Genomic DNA, 20,750 nt, shown 5'->3' with positions numbered 1-20,750 from the left:
TTTTTGTGATGTAAATTTTTTGATTTTAAAGAGCCGATTCATTGATGTTTCCGGTTCGGATAGATATAATTTCTTCTATGGGAGTGATAAATATTTTTCCATCTCCGATTTCTCCGGTATTGGCAGCATTTCTTATAGTTTCAGCGATCTTTTTGACGTTTGCATCTTCCGCGATCAATTCGATTTTTATCCTGGCGATATAACCTATATCATATTCTGCGCCTCTGTACACTACGTGCTCTGAGGCTTGTCTTCCATATCCTTTTACTTCAAAAAATGTAAAAAAATTGATCCCTATTTTTGCGAGCTCATTTTTTACAGTTTCAAATTTTGAAGATCTGACAATTGCTTCTAATTTCTTCATTTATGTAAAACTTTAGTTGTGAAATAATAAATTTGACACAAATGTACATGCAGCACTTTGCCCTTATAAATCGATAATTGTAAAAAATGTGATATCCAAATATGAAATTTTTAGTCCAATGTTCTTATAGACAGGAATTTATCTTAAGATTTTGTGTTTTATTAAAACAATAAATAATTTTGGTAAATAGGGCAAAAAATAAGGGTGTATAGAATAATAATTGATAAATAATTTACAATACCCCATAAAAAAATGGGGTGTTGTAAAAAAATAATAGTTTTTAATATATTTTTCTTTCAATTTGAAAAACGCAATTCACATTTATGTTCATAGTTTTGTTTTTAGAAATCATTGAATTGTGCAATAGTAGAAACCTAGATTTAATTTACCATCAGTAACTTTGTTTGGGTGTTTACTTGAAACCCTTATTTTGGTTCATACGATTTTGCAAACTTCTTCTTTACTTTATGACGGTGCAGATTGGCAAAAGAACAAAAAATAAAACGTTTTCTAATTTAATGCGGTAGGGACCCATTAATAATATAACGAAATACTAAAACCCTGATTTGATCACTTTTTTAGTTGTGTGCCCATCAGAAGCAGTTAATACTACGTAATATATGCCTGGTAACAAGTGTTTTCCGTCATACGATAACTCATGCCATCCAATCTGAGAGTAGGTATTGTCCAATTCAGCCACGATTTTTCCTGTATTATCATACAAATGTATTTTCACTTCAGAAGGTGACTTCATATAATATTTTACACTGATCACATCTGAAAATGGGTTAGGATAGGGTGGGGAGATTTCTACAATTTTTTGTAACAGATCTTTGGTCTTTGACGGGATGGTAGATGATATACTTGCCGGAACACTTTCATTGTGCAATCGGTCAAAAGCTGTAACGCTATATAAGTATTTGCCATCAGGTACGAATTGATCTGCAAACTGGATTGCGTCATGCCTTAACACAGCTATAAGATGTGAATTGTCATGGCTTAAGGGAGGGTTGACTTCGGGACTTCTATAAATAGCATAATATTTCACCTTGTCCAATTCAGATTGATTGTTTGGTTGGGCATCCCATTTCAATTCGTAACCATTACTTATTTTTTCGATCTTAAGACCTGTAACTATAGCTGGTGGAACAGAATCTATCCATGGCATGGTTGGGACAAATGCTTTTGTTTTATATTGGTTGCTTTGTAGAGAATCATTAAATCCCAGCAAATTATTTCTAAATGATGTAGTATTGTAAAAGATGGAACCATTTACACCGGTGACATTGCGGGTAAAATTGATTTGTTGTGGCATTTCTGAAGGTTTAGCCCAGTTTGGGTCTGTCCCTCCGCTGTTGATCCTGTACGCGGCATGCCCGATATACAAATGTCTGTTGTAGTTACCTTTATTTTCAGCCCACCATGGCACAAGAACACCAAAATTGGCTATCGAAAATCCGATGGACCAATATACTTGCGGAGCAAGATAATCCACCCATCCTTCCTGAATCCATTTTTTGGAGTCAGCATATATACTATGAAAAGCTTCAAGTCCTTTTGTATCCGATGCATCAGGTTGACTTGCTGATTTATTCTTCCAAATACCAAATGGTGAAATTCCAAACTTTACCCAAGGCTTCACTTTTTTAATATTTTCACTCATCATTTTGATCAGCAGGTTGATATTGTCTCTTCGCCAGTCCGCTCTATTGGTAAATCCACGATTATATACAGAAAATGAAGCTTCATCATTCAAAGTAACACGTGTAACAGGATATGGATAAAAGTAGTCATCAAAATGTACAGCATCAATATCGTACTTCTGAACCACATCCAGAATGACCTGAGTTACAAATTCTCTTACTTCTGGTATGGCCGGGTCAAGCAATTGAAGACCATTGTAAGACATAATCCATTGTGGTTGTCTTTTGCGTATATGATTATCTGCTGCAAAGGTAGAAAGTGATGGAGCTGCTCTGTATGGGTTGAACCATGCATGAAATTCAATATTCCTTTTGTGGCATTCCTCTATCATAAATTTTAATGGATCGTATCCTGGGCCAGTTCCCTGTTTGCCTGCCCAGAAAGCAGACCATGGTTCAAGTTCGCTTGGGTATGAGGCATCACAGTTTGTTCTGATCTGAACGATGGCCGCATTGATGTTGTTTTTGGCAAAGTCATCCAGAATCGATATGAACTGAGATTTTTGTTGGCTTTCTGTCAAATTTGCTGACGACGGAAAATCAATGTTGTTGACATGGGCTATCCAAACGGCCCGCATTTCTCTTTTTGGTTGAGCAATTGAATCTTGCAATGAAATTATAAAAACAAGAGATAGAAGAATAAATTTCATTTTTTTTTGTTTCGACACATAAAAATACAAAAAAGATTCTAATTCAAAGTGTTTTGGAATACAATATGCCTGTTTTACACAAATGAGTTAGCTTTCCCTCCCTATATCCCCATTTCAATTTGAAGCCTAGTATAAATATTGTTTTTTGTTTCACCATTATGATGTGATAATCGATCCAGGTTGGCTTCCAGCTGGATTTTGAAAGCATGCTCCCATATGTACTTTGTGAATCCCAATGTATATTGTTGATGGACAGGAAATGCTGATTTAATTTCAGTGGAAGGTGTTACTTTTGACATACGCCCTATGATTTCCCAATTTTTAGTTATAAAATAGCTGGATTGAAAATCTATGCCATGCCCTTTATAAATATAGGTTGTACCTGTTATGTCCCGTAATATTGGATCTGTTACATCACGACTCATATAACTGGACATGAATGCAAAGCCTTTGTATTTAAAAATAGCGTCAACTAATAAAGATTTCAAATCCCTTGGCTGAAATAGGTCATCCCCCAATACTCCTGCCTGTCTCTTTGCTTTATGATTAAAATGGTAAGCAGCTGATAGCATAAGTTTTGGTTTTTTCTCTCTGATGATATCACCTTCAAAAAAGACTCCATCTTTGGTAAATCTGCCAAATGGGAGTAATTCTACTTTACCGGTATAGGCGAGACCATTGTCCGGTGACTTTGTAAAATTCCTTCCGTCACCTGTGGTTAATGCAGATTTTATATTCCAGGAAAATTGATCCTGATATTCATTGATCATATTGATAAAAATCCGAAATCCCTGTCGATATTGAATCTGGAATTGCTGATGGTTCTGTCTGATAGTTGCAACGCCCCACTGCTATTGACTCGCTGTCTGTTGCCCGGCAACTTGGTTTGCCCAAAACCAAAATTCCACTTTGGGGATGCTCTGTAATAAACTACGGCATCCCTTATGATATTAAGATTTTCTCCTGCTTCAATTTCGCCTACATCTCCCGGAGCAAATGATAACTGTAAGACATACAGAAATGCAGGACTACCGACAAATCCATCAAACCTCAATCTCAACCTTCTTATCTGACCGTCAATGGCAGCTTCCCTACCATCATTTTGGATAAAACTAAATCTGTTTTGCATCCTGAACCTGATGTTGAACTGAAAAAGGCTGTCAGGTGAAGTGAGTCCTACACCTTTTCCAAAATTGTAATAGGGGAGATTACTGATATCAACGTCTCTTTGTTTCTGAGAGTACGTTAATGGATAGCTTACTAAAATATAAAAAAATAAGAAAAGAACTCCTGTTTTTAGATTCATAATCATATGAATTATATTTGAAGAATTTTGATTTCAACCCTTTGATTTCTTTGCCTTCCCTGAAGTGACTCGCTATCGGTCAGCGGTTCCCTTTTGCCATATCCTTTGGAGCTGACCCTTTTTATATCAATCCCTCTTTTTATGAGGTAATCAGCTATTCCTTTGGCTCTTGCCGAAGACAGCTGATCGCAATATTCATGAGGTGGTATTGTGTTGGTGTGCCCGCCTATTTCTACAATTACGGATTTATTTGCATTGAGAAACATATATACTTCGTCAAGAATATCATAGTTTTCACTTGTGATGTTGGAAGAATCGGCCTTAAAGTTTAGTTCATTGATCCTTAGTTTTTGACCCACTGTTACCTTAGAGATTTCCAGATCAGGAATGTATTTTTCTCTTTTCACCAAGAAATCACCCTTGTTGGAGCAACCATTTTTATCTGTTACAGTAATAGTGTATAGTCCGGCAGATAGTCCATTTATATTTTTTGTTTTCTGATTGTTGGACCAATAGAATTGATAGGGGCTCGTTCCACCATTTACACTAATGGCAATTTTTCCATCCGGTTTCGAAGGATTATTGACTTGTGAACTTTCTGTATTTGTAATAACAATTAACTTTGGTTCTGAAAGTCTTCCTGTCGCAGTAGTTGTCTTGCCTTCATGATCATCCACTGTGACACTAAATGTTCCGGATGACAGATTTTTTGATTACGTCCGTCGTCTCGCCATTTTCCCATAAGTACCGGTAGGGTGGTTTTCCACCATTTACGCTTACTTTCATTGACCCATTTTTATCTCCAAAACATTTGATGGGTGCCAGGATGATGCAAGTACTATACAATTGCTGGTCTTCAGTTTCTTCAAATATTAGATTATAAAGCCCGGCACCATCTGTTCCAACCCAAATATTGTCTTTTTTGTCACAACCCAAGCTAAGCGCCGCTTTACTTAAAATGGAAGCGTCATCTGAAAAATTTTCCACTTTTTCTTTATAAGGATCATAACATGACAAGATGTCTGATGCAATATAAATCTTTCCCTTAGAGTCTATCACAAAACTATTTATCCGACCTTTATATTGATCTTTTTCAAGCTTTACAGGAAATAATCTATTGAACTTATTGACAAGAAACATATCTTCCTGTGTGGCAATCCATTGCCCTTCATCATTTTCACATGTTGCCAGCATTTGGTAATTTTTATCCTGTAGTTCCCATTTGTCATTTTCTATTCGAATATATCCTTTTGATGTACCTACCCATAAAATATGATGTCGGTCTGCATGGACAAAATTGATTTGATTGCTGGCAAGTTTTGAATTTTTGGTATCATGTAGCTTGTACTTTGTTGATACGGTATTGAATTGAAACAAACCGGCATTGCTACCTATCCATATGCTGCCTTTGATGTAGGTGATGCCTTTAATAGTTGCTGTCGGATGATCCAGAGCATATTCCTGACCGTCATTTAAACTGAAAAGAGAGTTTAAAGATGCAACCCAAATAGTTCCTTTATTGTCCGAAATGATATCTACAATTTCAGAATTTTCGAAATGCAATTTTATGAAATGACCATTTTTGTCAGCTTGTATTAATCCGCCGGACGAAGCTATCCAGATGAACTCATCATCAAGGATTTTAATATTCCGAATTCTACTGTCAGATTCGGTCAAAAACAGAGCTTTGATTTTGATCTTTTCAGCTGAATTTTGAGGTATGGCTACCAGCGAGTGGAGCAGGAAGGCACAAAGAACTAAAATGGTATTGAAATAATTTGAATTCATCTGTTTATTTTTTTAATTGGCATTCTCTGAATGTCTGTTTAAAGATGCCTGATAGAATTGATAATTTATCTCCATCTATGGTGTTATCGAACTCTCGTTTCGCATTAAAATAATCATCACTGTTTGTATCCGTCTGAACACGTTTGTCGGGCATGTGTTACTACTTATGCTCATTTCATTTGAATTCTTTTGTCAGGTATATATAAGCAGGAAAGTGGTCACTATATCCGCCCTGATAAGTATCACCTGCGAAAGTCCGTAATGGGTAGCCTTTATATTGTCCTGAAGGCTGCACCAGAAATTTTTTATTAAATATATTAGCTTTGAAGTATTGATAACCGAAAGACTTTTTGCCTGTAAATCCACGGCTGAGAATGATTTGATCAAACAAACTCCAGGCATCTCTGTAAGCATTGGATCCCTGACCTCTGCGAAAATAGTCTTCATATGGATTAAATAAGCCCGATTTTCTGATGTCTTTGATATTTGAGACGGCTCTGAGGTGTGATTTGATACTCTCATTGGTGGGATCATCATTGAGGTCCCCCATAATCAAAACTCTGGATTCGGAATCATGAACAAATAGAGAATCCACAATTTTTCTGCAAAGTTTTGCACCATTATTTCTGTATGGGGCAGTCCTTGCTTCACCGCCACTTCTTGAGGGCCAATGATTGACCAAAATATGCAATGTATCAGAATCTAAAACACCTTTCACATATAGCACATCTCTTGTTTTTTGAACCTGACCTTCACTGTAATTAATGAGAGGTATAGGGCGGCTATAAACCGGCGTGAAATGTGACGGATTATAAAGCAAACCTACATCCACTCCGCGTCCATCGGGAGAATCATAATGGACAATTTGATAATTTCTGTTTTTGATGGCTGGCTGCATGACTAAATCCTCAAGCACTTTACGATTTTCTATTTCTGATACTCCTAATACAGACAAACCTGCGGCAACATCCGGCAACCCTATCTGTGATATCACATAAGCCATGTTTGTAAGTTTTTCCTGATATCTTTCTGTAGTCCATGACCTTGCACCTTCGGGCAAAAACTCTTCATCATTGATCAAGGTATCATCCACTGTATCAAAGAGGTTTTCAAGATTGTAAAAGCCAATACTCACTATTTTATATTTGCCGGCATCCTGGGCATAAAAAGGATTAAAAAGAACCAATGTGCAGCCTGCTATTAAAATAAGGATTTTCATTCAAAAATTATATTATACACAAAGGTATAAATTAACACCTGAATTGACCCAGAAATTACCAATTGATCAAAACAAATTTAGAATTTCTTTTCATTTAAAAAAGGGAAAGAATCAGTTTTTCCTTCGCTTTTGTTTGTAGTCCATAAAAATAAACTCACCAAGTCCTTCGAGGGAAGAATAGAAAGCTTTTCCGTTATTGGCTTTGGTAAACTGATCCACAAAATTGACCAGATATGGATCTCGTGCAATCATAAATGTGGTTATGGGAATATTTATTTTCCTGCAGCTCGCAGCCAGGCCCAATGTGCGTGTGAGTATTTTTCGATCAAGACCAAAGCTGTTTTTATAGTATTGTTTTCCTTTTTTGATGCATGTCGGTTTTCCATCCGTGATCATCATGATCTGCTTATTTGGATTTTTTCGTTTTCTGAGGATTTCCATAGCCAGTTCCAGACCGGCCACTGTGTTGGTATGATATGGTCCCACCTGAAGATAAGGTAGATCTTTGATTTCAATAGCCCAGGCATCATCTCCGAATACAATGATGTCGAGTGTGTCTTTCGGATACCTGGAGATGATCAACTCTGAGAGTGCCATCGCCACTTTTTTGGCTGGTGTGATTCTATCCTCCCCATATAGTATCATAGAGTGGGATATATCAATCATGAGTACAGTACTTGTCTGGCTTTTGTAGTATGTCTCATGGATTTGTAAATCGTCTTCTGTCAATTTGAAATCTTCGATCCCATGATTGATTTGGGCATTTTTTATTGTTTCAGATAGTGCAATATTTTCAGGAGTATCACCAAATACAAATGGTCTGAGCTCTGAAGTAATCTCATCTCCTTGTCCTGTGAGCTTAGTAGTATGATTTCCTTGTTTTGATTTTTTAAGCTGATCAAATATATCATCCAAGGCTTGTCTGCGTAGTGCCAATTCCATTTTAGCAGTAGGATGATGGTCAGCAAAATTAGCTTTTCCTCCTTGAGATATATAACCTTTTTCTTCCAGATCCTTTATAAAATCTGCAATACCATAGTTTTTATCTGTAAGCTTGTAGTGCTTGTCAAGTTCAGTCAACCATGCCAATGCTTCTGATACATCTCCTGAAGTATGTACCAAAAGATCTTTGAAGATTTTAAATAATCTTTCAAAAGGATCATCATTATCATCTGCTTGAAAATCACTGAATTGCCATCCTATCATAAAGCTATACGATTAGACCTGAAAACAGTCGTAATAACATTAAGTTTAAATAATAGAGGTAAAATGATTCTACTTCTACTTTGTTAACTTAATAATTAAACTCAAAATACTCCTAGTTAAACATGTATATTGTTTATAATGAAGTCTGTATGTGCAACATTTTGCACAGTTATTTCTATATTGATGTCAATGAAAAAGACAAGCTTAAATTTGATTCGAGCGTAATAATTGGACAATCTTCATTTACTTGGCTTTGTCGCTCAAGTTTAACTGCCTTTCAGGCAGTCCGCGCTTCCTATCCCTGTCGGGTGCCTTCACTTGATGCATTGTCATGCATCACCTGTAAGGTTCGTTCAGTTATACTTTTTTTCATCTTTTGCTCTCCCATATTCCTTTGGAATGCTTACTCAGAAAAAAAGTAAACAAAAAAGTCTAGTTCCGCTAAATCGCTCCGCGTACCGGAACGGCCACGCTTTTTTTTCATCCTACCTTAAAGTTGAGATTTGAAAATGACTAATATAAATCTTGAAAACCAATATAAAAACATCAAAAAATTTGCTCAATTAGCAAAAAAGCTAAAATTTTGAATTGTCAATTAGAATCTATCATCAAAAGGAATTACCATCACATTTGTAAACCAGTTACAATTTTAAAATTGGAGCCTGTTACAGCAAAATCTCCCCTTCATACACTTTTTCAGCAGGTCCTGACAGCCAGATATTTGTAAATTGATTATCAAGAATTCTTTCAAATTCAACTTTCAAATGACCGCCTTTTGTTGTTATTTGTATGATATTTTTTCCATGTAAATTTTGTTTTAACGAGAAGCTGAGGGCCACTGCCGTAACCCCGGTACCACAGGAGTAGGTTTCATCTTCCACACCTCTTTCATAGGTAGCAACTGTGATGGCAGTATCGATGATTTTTGAAAAATTTACGTTGATGCCTTCTTTTTTATATGTCTCATTGTACCTGATTTTGGCACCTTCCAGCGCAATGTTTGTTGGTATTTCATTACAAAAAGTCACATAATGGGGTGAACCGGTATTGAGTTCATAAGTATCATTGTCAAATCTTTGTATATGGTTTACATCTTGCATATGGAGGCTCACTATAGCACGTTCATCTATTTTACCTTGGTGATCACCATCTATAGCAGAAAATGTAGATTCTTTTCTGAAAACTCCCAAAGCATGTGCAAAAGCTAATATACACCTGCCTCCATTACCACACATGGAGCCTTGTCTGCCATCTGCATTATAATAAATCATCCTGAAGTCAGTATCCGCAGCATTTTCAAGTAGAATAAGTCCATCTGCACCTATTCCAAACCTTCTGTCACAAAGCTGCCTGATTTTTTTATGATCATCATGACGAAGATATTGTTGATTTCTCTGATCCACCATGATAAAATCATTACCGGTACCCTGATATTTATGAAAATGCAATTTCATTGATTGTAATATTTTATATCAAAAATTCCAATTGTGCGTTAAATCAATGTTTTAAAACTCAAAAGTAATAATATTTTATACACTTAAATATCAAAACATGTATATTTGCATCATATTTTGATTAAATATAATATATAAATTGAAGATAGACAGAAGATATTTTTTTTATCAACTTAGTTTGACGCTGACGGTTACTTTTTGTCTTATTGCTTTATATCATTTTGGAGTGGTAAAAAATATCTCATCTGAGGATGAAGTAAGAAAGCAAGCGAAAATGGTGGCGGAGCATGAATGGGTATTTTCTGACAAAATGGACCGGATTTTCAGATCATCTCACCCTTCAGATTTTATCTCTGCTGCGGAGGCAAGCAGGAAAGCGGTGGTTTTTATTAAGTCCATCATTCGTCCGGATGAAATTGTGTTGCAAAACTATTCCAGTACGGGATCGGGAGTCCTTATAAGCTCCGATGGTTACATTGTCACAAACCAGCATGTTATCCATTCAGCTTCAAAGATCGAAGTGACCCTTAATGATAACAGGACATACATGGCAAAACTTATTGGTGCAGATAAAAATACTGACCTTGCCTTATTAAAAATAGAAGTGGAAAATGCAGACTTTTTATCTTTTGGTAATTCTGATTCGTTACGGATAGGAGAGTGGGTGCTGGCAGTAGGTAATCCTTTCAGACTTCAATCATCAGTTACCGCCGGTATTGTAAGCGCAAAAGCCAGAAGTATCAATCTGCTTGAAAATCAAGGTATAGAATCTTTCATACAAACTGATGCAGCTTTTAATCCGGGTAGCAGCGGTGGTGCTCTTGTGAGTACGGCTGGCCTGCTGGTTGGGGTTTCTACTGCTATTATGAGTGAATCCGGAAGATATGAAGGTTTTTCTTTTGCAATTCCAGCCAACCTTGCCAGGAAAGTAGTGGCTGACCTCAAAGAATTTGGCACTGTACAAAGAGGTTGGTTGGGTGTGGATATCGAAAATATTGATAATAAAATGGCCGAAGAAATGAGCTTGAGTGAAGTTTCCGGGGTTTTGATATCACATGTGACCAAGGATGGTGGTGCTTATGAGGCAGGTATTCGTCCCAATGATGTCATCATCAGTGTCAATAATGTTAAAATAAACAATACTTCTGAATTTATGGAAATTTTGGGTCAATACAGGCCGGGAGAAAAACTTCAAATCATCTATATCAGGAGTAAAGATAAAAAAACTGCTTTTCCTATTTTGAGAAATCAACTAAATACTACCGATCTTATTGGAATTGCTGCTGATGGAGCTTTTAAGGAACTTGGGATTGAAGTCAGAGAATTGGACAGTTATGAAAAAGCGATATTCACGCCTGGCGGTGTAAAAGTAATAAGTATCAGGAACGGAAGTATCGTGGCAAACACAAAAATGGAACCGGACTACATCATCACCAAAATAAATAATGTAAAGATTTCCGGTATGTCACAATTTAGAAAAATATTAGAAGATTTCAAAGGTAAATCCGTCATTTTAGAGGGTTTTTATCCCAAATTTCCAGGAGAGTACCCTTATACTTTTGTAGTACCTTAGAAAGTTGGAGATAATTTCCCCTTATTGAAACCCAATGCTGTTTATAAATACGATTATCATACCAATTAAAATATTTACTCTATGCTTAGGATAGGATTGATAGCTCATGATGGGAAAAAACCTGAGATGGTTTCCTTCGTTGTAGCTCATAAACACTTTCTCCAGAATGCAAAAATTTATGCGACAGGCACCACCGGAGGTCATATAGCCAAGGAAGGATTTGATGTTGAATGTTTGCTTTCAGGTCCGAAAGGTGGTGATGCTCAGATTGCTGCATTGTTGGCTACAGGAGGAATAGATGTTGTCATTTTTTTTAGAGACCCCTTGGACAAACATCCACATGAGCCCGATGTACAGATGCTGATGAGATTGTGTGACGTGCACAACATTCCTTTGGCCACCAATCCTGCTGCTGCATATTACATCCTGAGAGGTTACGAAGCTGAGCTAACAAAATAACATTGAATCCAATCCGAAAAGGCTTTGATGAACAGTAATAAAAAATTATTGATTTCTACTGCATTGATAATCAAATGTTTTCCTTTAGGTTAATGGTGAAACTGTTTGATTGTCATAGCATAATTTGTTTTCGGAATAAACTCAACAGGTGTTGATTACATTCATCAAAAGAAAAGGGTATTTCCCCAAATTGCACTATATTATATAATTCTTAAGTTCTGAATTTTATGGATTATCTTAATTGTTAGGAGTTTAAGGGTGGGACGTTTCAAGCGTAACTTGACAGGCTTTTTAGGAATGAGGGTTGCGGGTAGTTTAAACAATTTCATTGCAAAAATGGGGTACATCAAAAAAAATGCCACGGATGAAGTTCACCCGTGGCATTTATTTTTTTTGGAAATGAATCCAGAGTCAGACTCTTAATTATTTCTTTGCAACCATTTCATAAGCAGCTTTCAACAATCCAAGAGCTGAATCAGATGAAGCTTTAAGTTCAGTTTGCTTAGCAGTCCAGGAAGCAACTTTCTCAGTAGCTTGTGTAGCAAGACCTGATAATTCAGCAATCTGTGCAGCTACATCACCTTCGATTTTACCGGCAGCAAGACCATCTTTAAGTGCAGTAACACCAGCAGCCTTTTCAGTCCACATAGTAACGAAGTCATTCAATTCAGTTTGAACCGGAGTATAAGCATCACTTGCAGATTTGAAAGCTGTGGTAGCTTCAGTCCATTTTGTAGCAGCATCTCCTTTAAGACCAGCAACAGCAGCTGAATCAAGCATCATCTGATTAGCAGCTTCAGTCATAGATGTCATATCTTTTGTTAAACCTTCAGAAAAACCAGTTACTGCTGTTGTAGCAGCATCCCAAGATGTTCCTAAACCTTCGATAGCAGCTCTATGTGCCTCAACTCCACCTTTACAAGCGATCAATAACAATGGTAATGCAAATAATAATACCTTCTTCATTTTACGATTTTTTTAATTTTTAAATAATGGTGCAAAGGTATTTCAAATATTTATTCAAGATGCATTTTACTACTTCTTTTTTTAGCATCAAATAATTGTTAAAGACGTGTTAAAATAAAGATAATCAACATAATAAACATTTTAATAAATATAATTTAAATGGTGTTAACATACTTTAACAATGTATCTTTTCTCTCAAATATCATACTTATTACAGATTGTATTGATTAGGTGAATCCCAAAATTGTACTATATTATATATTTTTTAAGTTCTGAATTTAGTGGATTATCTTAAAAAGTACGAATTTAAGGGTGGGTCGTCCCTGTAGGGAATGAGGGTTGCGGGCAGTTTAAACAATTTCAGTACAAAAATGGGACACCCTATTGTTTTATACCAAATATCAATTATTTTATGCTTTTAAATTACCAACCATTACCTTTGCGTATTCAATTAAAAAAATATAAAAATGAAACCTACTTTATTGGTACTGGCAGCTGGGATGGGCAGTCGGTATGGAAAACTAAAACAAATGGATGCATTCGGACCAAATGGAGAGACAATCATCGATTACTCTTTGTATGATGCTATCAATGCTGGGTTTGGAAAGGTTGTCTTCATCATAAGGGAGTTTTTTAAAGAAGAATTTGTAAATTATTTCCAGCATAAACTGGATGGCAGGATAGAGGTAGAATTTGTGACACAAGAATTGTACAAGGTGCCGGAAGGGTCTGCTTACAATCAAGAAAGAGAAAAGCCCTGGGGAACTGCTCATGCGGTATGGGTCGCAAAAGATGTCATCCACGAACCTTTTGGGGTGATCAATGCCGATGATTACTATGGAGTAGATTCTTTTCATCAGCTGGCAGGATTTTTGAAAGACAGTGTTCAGAGTTCTAATAAAGATTATACTGTAATAGGGTATTACCTCAGAAATACTTTATCGGAACACGGTACGGTCAATAGGGGAGTTTGCACAGTAGATCCGGATAACAATCTGGTAGATATTCAGGAGTGCGTAAAAATCAAAAGACATGATGACTGTATCATTAAGTATCCTGAAAATGATGATTTCAAATTTTTGTCTGAAAACACTTTGGTTTCTATGAATATGTGGGGATTTATGCCTTCATATTTTGATTATTGTTCAGATTCTTTCACTCGTTTTCTTCAGAAGAATGGCGAAAAACTAACATCTGAGTTTTACATTCCTACTTTGATAGATGAATTAATAAAAAATAACGTATTGAATGTCAAGGTCATCGATACGGAATCTGATTGGTTTGGAGTAACCTATCAGGAAGATAAGCCTTTTGTCATGGAAAAAATCCAGGAACTGATAGCCAAAGGTGTATACCCTGAAAAACTTTGGACATGAATCAGGATACCGGAAAATGGATCATTCTGGCCGGACTTCTGATCGCTATAGGAGGTATCGTATGGTATTTTTTTGGTGATAAACTAGGATTTCTTGGCAATTTGCCCGGTGACTTTAAAGTAGAAAAAGAAAATTTCAGATTTTACTTTCCGCTTACTACCATGATATTGATAAGTGTTCTCATCAATATCATCATACGAATTGTAAAATATTTCAACATTCCGTAGTATTCCGTAGTGAAATTTTTGGATAAATAAGTAAACATCTTCCTTTCATAATCATAACATAAATGGAATTGCACGTTTTCAGTATTTTTCTTTTAAAACGGTAAAAATGTGGTTGGATTGGGTGGCTCGTCTCAAGCATGGATGACAAGCTCTTAAGGGAATGAGGGTAGCGGGGAAGAAAATTAGAATTTGTGCAATTCCAGCTAACTCACCATAACACCTTAATTATCAATTATGTAAAACCCCCGCTATAGGGGTGTATCCCCAAATTGCACTATATTATATAATTTTTAAGTTTCTAATTTAGTGTATTATCTTAGTAGTTAGTTAAGAGTTAAAGGGTGGGTCGTCCCTTTAGGGAATGAGGGTAGCGGGCAGTTTAAACAATTTTAGTGCAAAAATGGGGAACCCAAGCTAATGTAATTTTTTTTTTCATATAGGCTTCTTTCTTACGAAGGACAAGTTAGCAAGGAATTTCTTTATTAGAGAAAATAACTTCTATTTTGTTGTATACACCATCCAAGGGGAAACCATTCGATTTAAAAAAATCATCCTTATCTTTGCACCAATGAAACGGAAAATCCAAAATCATCACGACAAAGTTGTCAAGGAAACCTTCTCTCGACCCGAGCTGGCTAAAGAATATTTCAAACAATTTCTACCTGAGGACCTGAAAAATGTGATTGATATTGACACGATAATAAAATTGGATGCTACCTACATTCAAGAAGGACTTGAAGAATACTTTTCTGATTTGGTTTTTCAGTTCAAGGTGAAGGATAGTGAAAAAGAACTGTCCATTTCACTATTGTTTGAGCACAAATCGCATCCTGATAAACATGTACACATACAACTTGGGCATTATATCTTTAGTCAGATGATTCGTGAGATCAAGGAAAGAGTGGAATTGGTGCCTATAATCCCTTTCATCTATTATCAGGGTAAGAAAAAATGGAAAGTACTAAAAATACATGACTTATTCAGCGAATATCCGGATGAGATCAAAAAATACATACCTACTTTTGATTTTGTTTTTATGGCTCTGAATACTGTGAGTGGACAGGCATTGGATGCCATTACGGATGCAATGCTCCTTGTAGCACTTTCTGGGCACGACCCCAGAGTTGATATCAAGACATTCGTAGCGCGATTGAAAAAAATACTAGCACTAAAACGAATGGATGATATTGATGGGAACTTAATTTCAGTTATCTTTGTTTATAAATTGTCTTTTTCATCACTGGATGAGCAAGAAGTTTTAGAAATTATTGAACAAATACCAAAACCTTTAAATGATGATATCATGAGTACTTATGACAAAATTTTAAATAGAGGAAAATCGAAGGGAAAATCGAAGGGAAGATCGAAGTTATTTTAGCACTTTATAACGATAAAATATCTGCGGCTCAAATAAGTAAATACGTAAATCTTTCAGAAGAAGAGGTGATCAAAATCCTGAAAGAAAACGGTAAATTGGGATAAGGAAATATCTTCTAAAAGTACCTATGAAATAAGCTAATACCTAATATCTAAAACCTAATCTTTATATTTGTTTGCAGAATGTACAATGCATCACTGGATGAGCAAGAAGTTTTAGAAATTATTGAACAAATACCAAAACCTTTAAATGAGGATATCATGAGTACTTATGACAAAATTTTAAATAGAGGGAAAATCGAAGGGAAGATCGAAGGGAAGATTGAAGGGAAAATTGAAGGGAAGATCGAAGTTATTTTAGCACTTTATAACGATAAAATATCTGCGGCTCAAATAAGTAAATACGTAAATCTTTCAGAAGAAGAGGTGATCAAAATCCTGAAAGAAAACGGTAAATTGGGATAAGGAAATTTTTATCATCTTCAAATTAAAATTTATCTAATAGATTGGCTTAGGATGCAAACTTGCGTCGGTAAAGGTTCAAATGTCCCGATAATAAACCACCTAATTGACACGCTTCGCTTCGCTGTTACTCAAAATCACTACCTTGCTTTAGATTCTAAAATATCAATTACCTGATCTACTTCTTCTATGGTGTTGAAATAATGCGGAGATAGTCGAATCACCCAGTCCACATTTTTTTTATTAAAGTCTATCAGCGCAAAGTGTCTGAAGCCGACAGTATAACTCACCTTACCTGCATCCAGAATTTGTTTCATATGATCAAGTGATTTCACGTAAGAAGTAAATGTTAAGATGCTACCGGACTTTGTTCCGTTTTCAGTAATAAGAATATCAGGTATCTTTTTCAGTCCGTGCTTAAGATGTAGGATCAGGCTTTGGTTATACGATGCAATATTTTCGAGGCCTATATTGCAGGCATATTTTACCGCCTCTGTCAATCCACATACATTGACATAGTTTGCTTCCCAAAGCTCAAATCTCTTGGCTCCGGCAATCTGAGTGTACAGATGCTCTTCGCTCCATACCGCACCTTCCATATCTATCAGCAATGGTTCTAATCCTTTTTCAAGTGCTTTGTCCGACACATATAGTATTCCGGTACCACGTGGTCCTCTTAAAAATTTTCTTCCTGTGGCGCTATAAAAATCACATTTTATCTTAGCTACATCGACGGGTATTTGCCCTGCTGATTGGCAGCCATCAACAATGTACCATATATCGTAACGGGCACAGAGTTCACCCACCAACTCTATCGGCTGTATTTTGCCGGTATTGGTAGGGATATGTGTCACGGTGACCATCGCAGGTTTGTATTTTTTTATCTTCTCTTCCATATCATTGAGGTCCAAATCTCCAGAAGGAAGACATCCACACCTGATGATTTGTATTCCGAATCGTTTTTGTAGCGATAAAAAAAGTATGTGATTGGATATATAATCGTCATCTGTAGTCAAAATAGTATCCCCTTTTGTCAAGGGAATGGAAGACACTGCTTTGGAAAAACCATCTGTAGCATTGAAGACAAATGCAATATTTTGCCTTTTCGCACCTAACAAAATAGCACAGGCATCATAAAATTCCCAGATGTCATCAGCTTTTTGTGCAGCGGCAGCATAGCCCCCTATCTGTGCTTCCAGTAGCTGGAAGGCAGTCATTGTCTCCAGTACAGGTTTTGGCATAAGAGATGAACCTGCACTATTCAAAAAAACAAGATCTTCACATGAAGGTGTTTCTTTTCTTACTCGCTGAATATCTATCATAAAAACATTTTACATTTTTTCCAGAATGTCACATACTTCATCACACATATCCTGAGTAACATCAAGGTGAGTGACAAATCGAATTGTATTACCTCCGAAAGGAGCGGCAAGTATTCCCTTGGATTTTAGATCTGTAAGAAAATCTGCATCCCTGATGTCATCTGTCAATTGAAAAATAACAATATTGGTGCTCACAGGTTTAAGTGTCTGTACAAATGACTTTGTTTGGAGTATTTCTCCTATCTTTTTTGCTTTTTTATGGTCATCTTTCAGCCTGTGTATATGATGATCAAGGGCGTAATCACATGCCGCTGCGAGATAGCCCGCCTGTCGCATACCGCCTCCCATCACTTTTCTGAATCTCCTTGCAAGTCTGATAGTTTCATGATCGCCAATAAGCAATGAACCAACAGGTGCCCCTAGACCTTTTGACATACACACTGATATGGTATCAAAGTATTTTCCCCAATCGTGGGTAGTCTCTCCTGTTTCTACCAGAGCGTTAAAAATTCTTGCTCCATCCAGATGCAATCGGAGTCCTTTTTCCTGGCACAAATCATATATCGGTTTGATTTCATCCAGATGGTATATAGAGCCTCCGCCTTTATTGCATGTATTCTCAATTACGACAAGACGTGATGTGGGTTGCCAGTCATGACCTGGTTTTATGGCATCTCTGACCTGTGATGCAGTAATCTTACCGTTTTGTCCTTGTATGAGGCTGATACCTACACCACTGTTGTAAGCATATCCTCCGGTCTCAGACTGATATATATGAGAATCTACATCACAGATGACATCATCTATGGGTTGGGTATTCACCTTGATGGCTATCTGATTGGTCATTGTGCCTGACGGGCAGAAGATAGCAGCTTCCTTCCCAAACATGTTGGCCACCTTCTCTTCAAGGCGATTTACACTCGGGTCTTCTCTGAACACATCATCACCTACTTCCGCTTTCATCATATACGACAGCATTTCCGGTGTGGGTTTGGTGACTGTGTCGCTGATTAGGTTGATCATATTTTTAATTTTTACTTGACGCTGCAAACATAAATCAATGTTATGAAATATGTTTTTATTTATTTGTAATATAAACACTCAAATGGCATCTTTTTCGTTACTAACTTAAATTTATGTCAAAAATGACTTTATTTTATCAGGCTCAAATAATGGTATTAAGTGTAATGAACAAAATTCAGGCTAGTTTTACCCATGGTTGTCCATTAACCCTTGTATTATAAATATTTATTTAATTTTATCACTGTTCAACAAAAATAGTTTATTATGAGATATATTATAATATTTTTATTGGTCATTCCCTTTGGAAATTTATCTTTAGCTCAAATACAAAAAGATACTTCACTTGAATTTTTGCATACCATGATTTATTTTAGTACAAATGATCATAAGCTTGATTCCGTCGCAAAATATAAAATAAGACAGCTCAATGACTCATTAAGCGGATTAAAAGACAGATTTTACATTATAGAATCACATACAGATAGTGATGGAAGCGCAGTATATAATAAAAAATTATCAGATCAGCGAGCGCAGTCAGTATTGAATCATATGTTGGATTTGAAAGTAGATAGTTCATGGATTAAATTAAATTCTTACGGCAAACTAAATCCGGAAGCATCAAATAAAAATGATTGGGGAAAAGCTATGAATCGGCGGGTCAAGTTGAGCGTAAACAAAAAAATTGTGTTCAAACAGTTAAATGGGAAACTGGAAACTAATGATATTTTAATAAAGCCTGCTTTAGTCCGGTTAAACGAACTCTATTTTTCAGATTCTGTATATGCTGATAGGAATGGCAATTTTTCAATATTTGTTCCTGTAAATAGAAAACTACTGCTCTCTGTGATTTCTGATGAGGTTTTTTCAGAGCCCCAGACCATAGTGACCAGAGAAGAAGTATTCTTCCAGCCTCTGAAAGTCAATGTTTATGCTGTAAAACTTAATAGTGTTTTAACACTTAAAGAAATCAATTTTGTGGGCGGTCAGGCTAATGTTTTGCCTGAAAGTGTACCCAGTCTGGAGTATTTACTTCAATTTATGCAATCCAATAAAAGTTTATGTTTTGAAGTAGGAGGTCACATCAACTACCCAGGCCGTCCAATGCCTAAGTTTATCGGACCTGATGGGTCCCAATTGAAATTAGAAAAACTTTCTGAAAAAAGGGCAAAATCAATTTACACTTTTCTAGTAAATAGGGGTATTGATTCAATAAGAATGTTAACAGTCGGATATGAAAACCTGTATATGAAGTTTCCCAAACCCACAAGTGAAGAAGAAATGAAAGCAAACCGGCGGGTTGAAATCATCATCAGAGATTGTAATAAAATGAAATGAATAAATGGTCTCAGATTTCTCAGACTATAACCCATTATGACCTCAAAATCTAAAATGGGATAAGTTGTATTTAAGACCTCTATAGTGTTGGAAAAGCTACCTTGCGATGTAAATCAGCAGAATTTTTTTATTCTGTATCAATCTGTTTTTTGAAGGTATTGCACAAAAAAAAATAGCCCCTGTTTTTGAAACAAAGGCTATCATTTTTTATTTAAAATCTTTGATTAGAAGCCGAAACCACCCATCGATTTTTTAAATTCTTCCATGGTGATTTTTTTATATCCTTTAGTATCTAAAGTAAATTTGCTGTCGTCTACTGTATCTTTCAGATCTACTGCTGTCATGGTCATAGTAAATTTAGGATTGCCGGCAGTAAATTCCATAGCATAACCCGGTAATTCTACAGATTGGAAACCCTGAATTATATTGGCTTTGGTTTTTATATCTTCTGTCAGATAACCTGTTACAGTAATACCTTCCATTTCAGGATTAGTTATTGTCATCTTGTAGCATTTGTAACCCAAGATTTCTTTAGTATCATTTTTGTCATACTCAATTTTTGTCAATTTGGCAATTTCTTTTTGCTTGGCATCCTGAGACTCATCCAGCTTTGACTCTATCCAGGATTTGTTACCCATAGCATCCATGAGCATATTCATCATGTTTTTGCTGTTTTCCACCAAAATTTTCATTTTCACCATACCTCCCATCATGTCTAGTGAAGTTAAATATTGATCTTCTTTGAATGCAACCTCTGTTTGTGAACCCTTCATCATTTCGAGTCCCATTGCCATTTGGGGATCATCAGATGTCACTTTTGTGATTTCCATCTTTACAGTGCCTTTAGCAATTACTTTTTGAGCTATAAGATACTGGCTTGAAATCACCATTAAAAATACAATAAAGTAAGAAAAAAAGTTTTTCATTGAATTGAATTTAA

At 36.1% G+C, this 20,750-nt stretch carries 18 protein-coding genes and 1 pseudogene; 7 read left to right on the top strand and 12 right to left on the bottom strand.

The window, feature by feature from the left end; genetic code table 11:
* Positions 1–25 precede the first annotated feature (25 nt).
* The 8 genes and pseudogenes from IPK35_15415 to IPK35_15380 form a co-directional block, all read right to left on the bottom strand.
* The gene (locus IPK35_15415; GenBank protein ID MBK8054607.1) at positions 26–364 is read right to left on the bottom strand and encodes a P-II family nitrogen regulator; all 339 of its coding nucleotides are present in this window, start codon (positions 362–364) and stop codon (positions 26–28) included.
* A gap of 553 nt (positions 365–917) precedes the next feature.
* The gene (locus IPK35_15410) at positions 918–2,717 is read right to left on the bottom strand and encodes a family 10 glycosylhydrolase (protein MBK8054606.1); all 1,800 of its coding nucleotides are present in this window, start codon (positions 2,715–2,717) and stop codon (positions 918–920) included.
* 101 nt (positions 2,718–2,818) lie between these two features.
* Positions 2,819–4,023, bottom strand: a pseudogene (locus IPK35_15405) (porin).
* A gap of 11 nt (positions 4,024–4,034) precedes the next feature.
* Entirely contained in the window at positions 4,035–4,700 is a 666-nt protein-coding gene (locus IPK35_15400; GenBank protein ID MBK8054605.1) for an OmpA family protein, read from the bottom strand.
* 7 nt (positions 4,701–4,707) lie between these two features.
* Positions 4,708–5,811 (bottom strand): hypothetical protein, encoded by a 1,104-nt coding sequence (locus IPK35_15395; protein MBK8054604.1) that lies wholly within the window; start codon positions 5,809–5,811, stop codon positions 4,708–4,710.
* 175 nt (positions 5,812–5,986) lie between these two features.
* Positions 5,987–7,030 (bottom strand): endonuclease/exonuclease/phosphatase family protein, encoded by a 1,044-nt coding sequence (locus IPK35_15390; protein ID MBK8054603.1) that lies wholly within the window; start codon positions 7,028–7,030, stop codon positions 5,987–5,989.
* A gap of 111 nt (positions 7,031–7,141) precedes the next feature.
* Entirely contained in the window at positions 7,142–8,236 is a 1,095-nt protein-coding gene (locus IPK35_15385) for a VWA domain-containing protein (GenBank protein MBK8054602.1), read from the bottom strand.
* Positions 8,237–8,901: 665 nt separating this feature from the next.
* A complete protein-coding gene (locus IPK35_15380) occupies positions 8,902–9,690 on the bottom strand; it encodes a diaminopimelate epimerase (protein ID MBK8054601.1) in 789 nt (262 codons plus the stop codon).
* A gap of 139 nt (positions 9,691–9,829) precedes the next feature.
* Between IPK35_15380 and IPK35_15375 the strand changes: the two genes are divergently transcribed.
* On the top strand, positions 9,830–11,263 hold the full coding sequence (locus IPK35_15375; GenBank protein MBK8054600.1) for a trypsin-like peptidase domain-containing protein: 1,434 nt from the start codon (positions 9,830–9,832) through the stop codon (positions 11,261–11,263).
* A gap of 81 nt (positions 11,264–11,344) precedes the next feature.
* Entirely contained in the window at positions 11,345–11,722 is a 378-nt protein-coding gene (locus tag IPK35_15370) for a methylglyoxal synthase (GenBank protein MBK8054599.1), read from the top strand.
* A 423-nt stretch (positions 11,723–12,145) separates the two neighbouring features.
* On the opposite strand, the gene IPK35_15365 is transcribed toward IPK35_15370, so the two are convergent.
* On the bottom strand, positions 12,146–12,688 hold the full coding sequence (locus tag IPK35_15365; protein MBK8054598.1) for a hypothetical protein: 543 nt from the start codon (positions 12,686–12,688) through the stop codon (positions 12,146–12,148).
* Between the two features lie 467 nt (positions 12,689–13,155).
* On the opposite strand from IPK35_15365, the gene IPK35_15360 reads away from it, so the two are divergent.
* From IPK35_15360 to IPK35_15345, 4 genes are all read left to right on the top strand, one after another.
* Positions 13,156–14,064, top strand: a complete 909-nt coding sequence (locus IPK35_15360; GenBank protein MBK8054597.1) for a nucleotidyltransferase — start codon at positions 13,156–13,158, stop codon at positions 14,062–14,064.
* Positions 14,061–14,291: a DUF2905 domain-containing protein gene (locus tag IPK35_15355; protein ID MBK8054596.1), complete on the top strand. Its 231-nt coding sequence runs from the start codon at positions 14,061–14,063 to the stop codon at positions 14,289–14,291. Before IPK35_15360 ends, IPK35_15355 begins: the two co-directional genes overlap by 4 nt.
* 568 nt (positions 14,292–14,859) lie before the next feature.
* Positions 14,860–15,669, top strand: a complete 810-nt coding sequence (locus tag IPK35_15350; GenBank protein ID MBK8054595.1) for an Rpn family recombination-promoting nuclease/putative transposase — start codon at positions 14,860–14,862, stop codon at positions 15,667–15,669.
* Between the two features lie 182 nt (positions 15,670–15,851).
* On the top strand, positions 15,852–16,133 hold the full coding sequence (locus IPK35_15345; protein MBK8054594.1) for a hypothetical protein: 282 nt from the start codon (positions 15,852–15,854) through the stop codon (positions 16,131–16,133).
* 137 nt (positions 16,134–16,270) lie between these two features.
* On the opposite strand, the gene IPK35_15340 is transcribed toward IPK35_15345, so the two are convergent.
* Together IPK35_15340 and IPK35_15335 are read right to left on the bottom strand one after the other, a co-directional pair.
* The gene (locus IPK35_15340; GenBank protein MBK8054593.1) at positions 16,271–17,449 is read right to left on the bottom strand and encodes an aminotransferase class V-fold PLP-dependent enzyme; all 1,179 of its coding nucleotides are present in this window, start codon (positions 17,447–17,449) and stop codon (positions 16,271–16,273) included.
* 12 nt (positions 17,450–17,461) lie between these two features.
* Positions 17,462–18,475: an aminotransferase class I/II-fold pyridoxal phosphate-dependent enzyme gene (locus tag IPK35_15335; protein ID MBK8054592.1), complete on the bottom strand. Its 1,014-nt coding sequence runs from the start codon at positions 18,473–18,475 to the stop codon at positions 17,462–17,464.
* 264 nt (positions 18,476–18,739) lie between these two features.
* On the opposite strand from IPK35_15335, the gene IPK35_15330 reads away from it, so the two are divergent.
* Entirely contained in the window at positions 18,740–19,810 is a 1,071-nt protein-coding gene (locus IPK35_15330) for an OmpA family protein (protein MBK8054591.1), read from the top strand.
* A gap of 224 nt (positions 19,811–20,034) precedes the next feature.
* Here the strand turns inward: IPK35_15330 and IPK35_15325 are convergent, their stop codons facing one another.
* A complete protein-coding gene (locus tag IPK35_15325) occupies positions 20,035–20,736 on the bottom strand; it encodes a hypothetical protein (GenBank protein ID MBK8054590.1) in 702 nt (233 codons plus the stop codon).
* Positions 20,737–20,750: the final 14 nt, after the last annotated feature.

It is taken from the genome of Saprospiraceae bacterium, from assembly GCA_016713025.1.
In the GTDB taxonomy this organism is placed as follows: domain Bacteria; phylum Bacteroidota; class Bacteroidia; order Chitinophagales; family Saprospiraceae; genus OLB9.
Note: the sequence above shows the minus strand (reverse complement) of the source record. Positions and strands in the feature narration are given on the sequence as shown.

Bases quoted from the DNA above. Each gene is read 5' to 3' on its own strand.
- IPK35_15330 (MBK8054591.1), top strand. From the start codon at position 18,740: ATGAGATATATTATAATATTTTTATTGGTCATTCCCTTTGGAAATTTA.
- IPK35_15415 (MBK8054607.1), bottom strand. From the start codon at position 364: ATGAAGAAATTAGAAGCAATTGTCAGATCTTCAAAATTTGAAACTGTA.
- IPK35_15360 (MBK8054597.1), top strand. From the start codon at position 13,156: ATGAAACCTACTTTATTGGTACTGGCAGCTGGGATGGGCAGTCGGTAT.
- IPK35_15385 (MBK8054602.1), bottom strand. From the start codon at position 8,236: ATGATAGGATGGCAATTCAGTGATTTTCAAGCAGATGATAATGATGAT.
- IPK35_15335 (MBK8054592.1), bottom strand. From the start codon at position 18,475: ATGATCAACCTAATCAGCGACACAGTCACCAAACCCACACCGGAAATG.
- IPK35_15365 (MBK8054598.1), bottom strand. From the start codon at position 12,688: ATGAAGAAGGTATTATTATTTGCATTACCATTGTTATTGATCGCTTGT.
- IPK35_15345 (MBK8054594.1), top strand. From the start codon at position 15,852: ATGTACAATGCATCACTGGATGAGCAAGAAGTTTTAGAAATTATTGAA.
- IPK35_15370 (MBK8054599.1), top strand. From the start codon at position 11,345: ATGCTTAGGATAGGATTGATAGCTCATGATGGGAAAAAACCTGAGATG.
- IPK35_15410 (MBK8054606.1), bottom strand. From the start codon at position 2,717: ATGAAATTTATTCTTCTATCTCTTGTTTTTATAATTTCATTGCAAGAT.
- IPK35_15395 (MBK8054604.1), bottom strand. From the start codon at position 5,811: ATGAATTCAAATTATTTCAATACCATTTTAGTTCTTTGTGCCTTCCTG.
- IPK35_15380 (MBK8054601.1), bottom strand. From the start codon at position 9,690: ATGAAATTGCATTTTCATAAATATCAGGGTACCGGTAATGATTTTATC.
- IPK35_15355 (MBK8054596.1), top strand. From the start codon at position 14,061: ATGAATCAGGATACCGGAAAATGGATCATTCTGGCCGGACTTCTGATC.
- IPK35_15350 (MBK8054595.1), top strand. From the start codon at position 14,860: ATGAAACGGAAAATCCAAAATCATCACGACAAAGTTGTCAAGGAAACC.
- IPK35_15390 (MBK8054603.1), bottom strand. From the start codon at position 7,030: ATGAAAATCCTTATTTTAATAGCAGGCTGCACATTGGTTCTTTTTAAT.
- IPK35_15325 (MBK8054590.1), bottom strand. From the start codon at position 20,736: ATGAAAAACTTTTTTTCTTACTTTATTGTATTTTTAATGGTGATTTCA.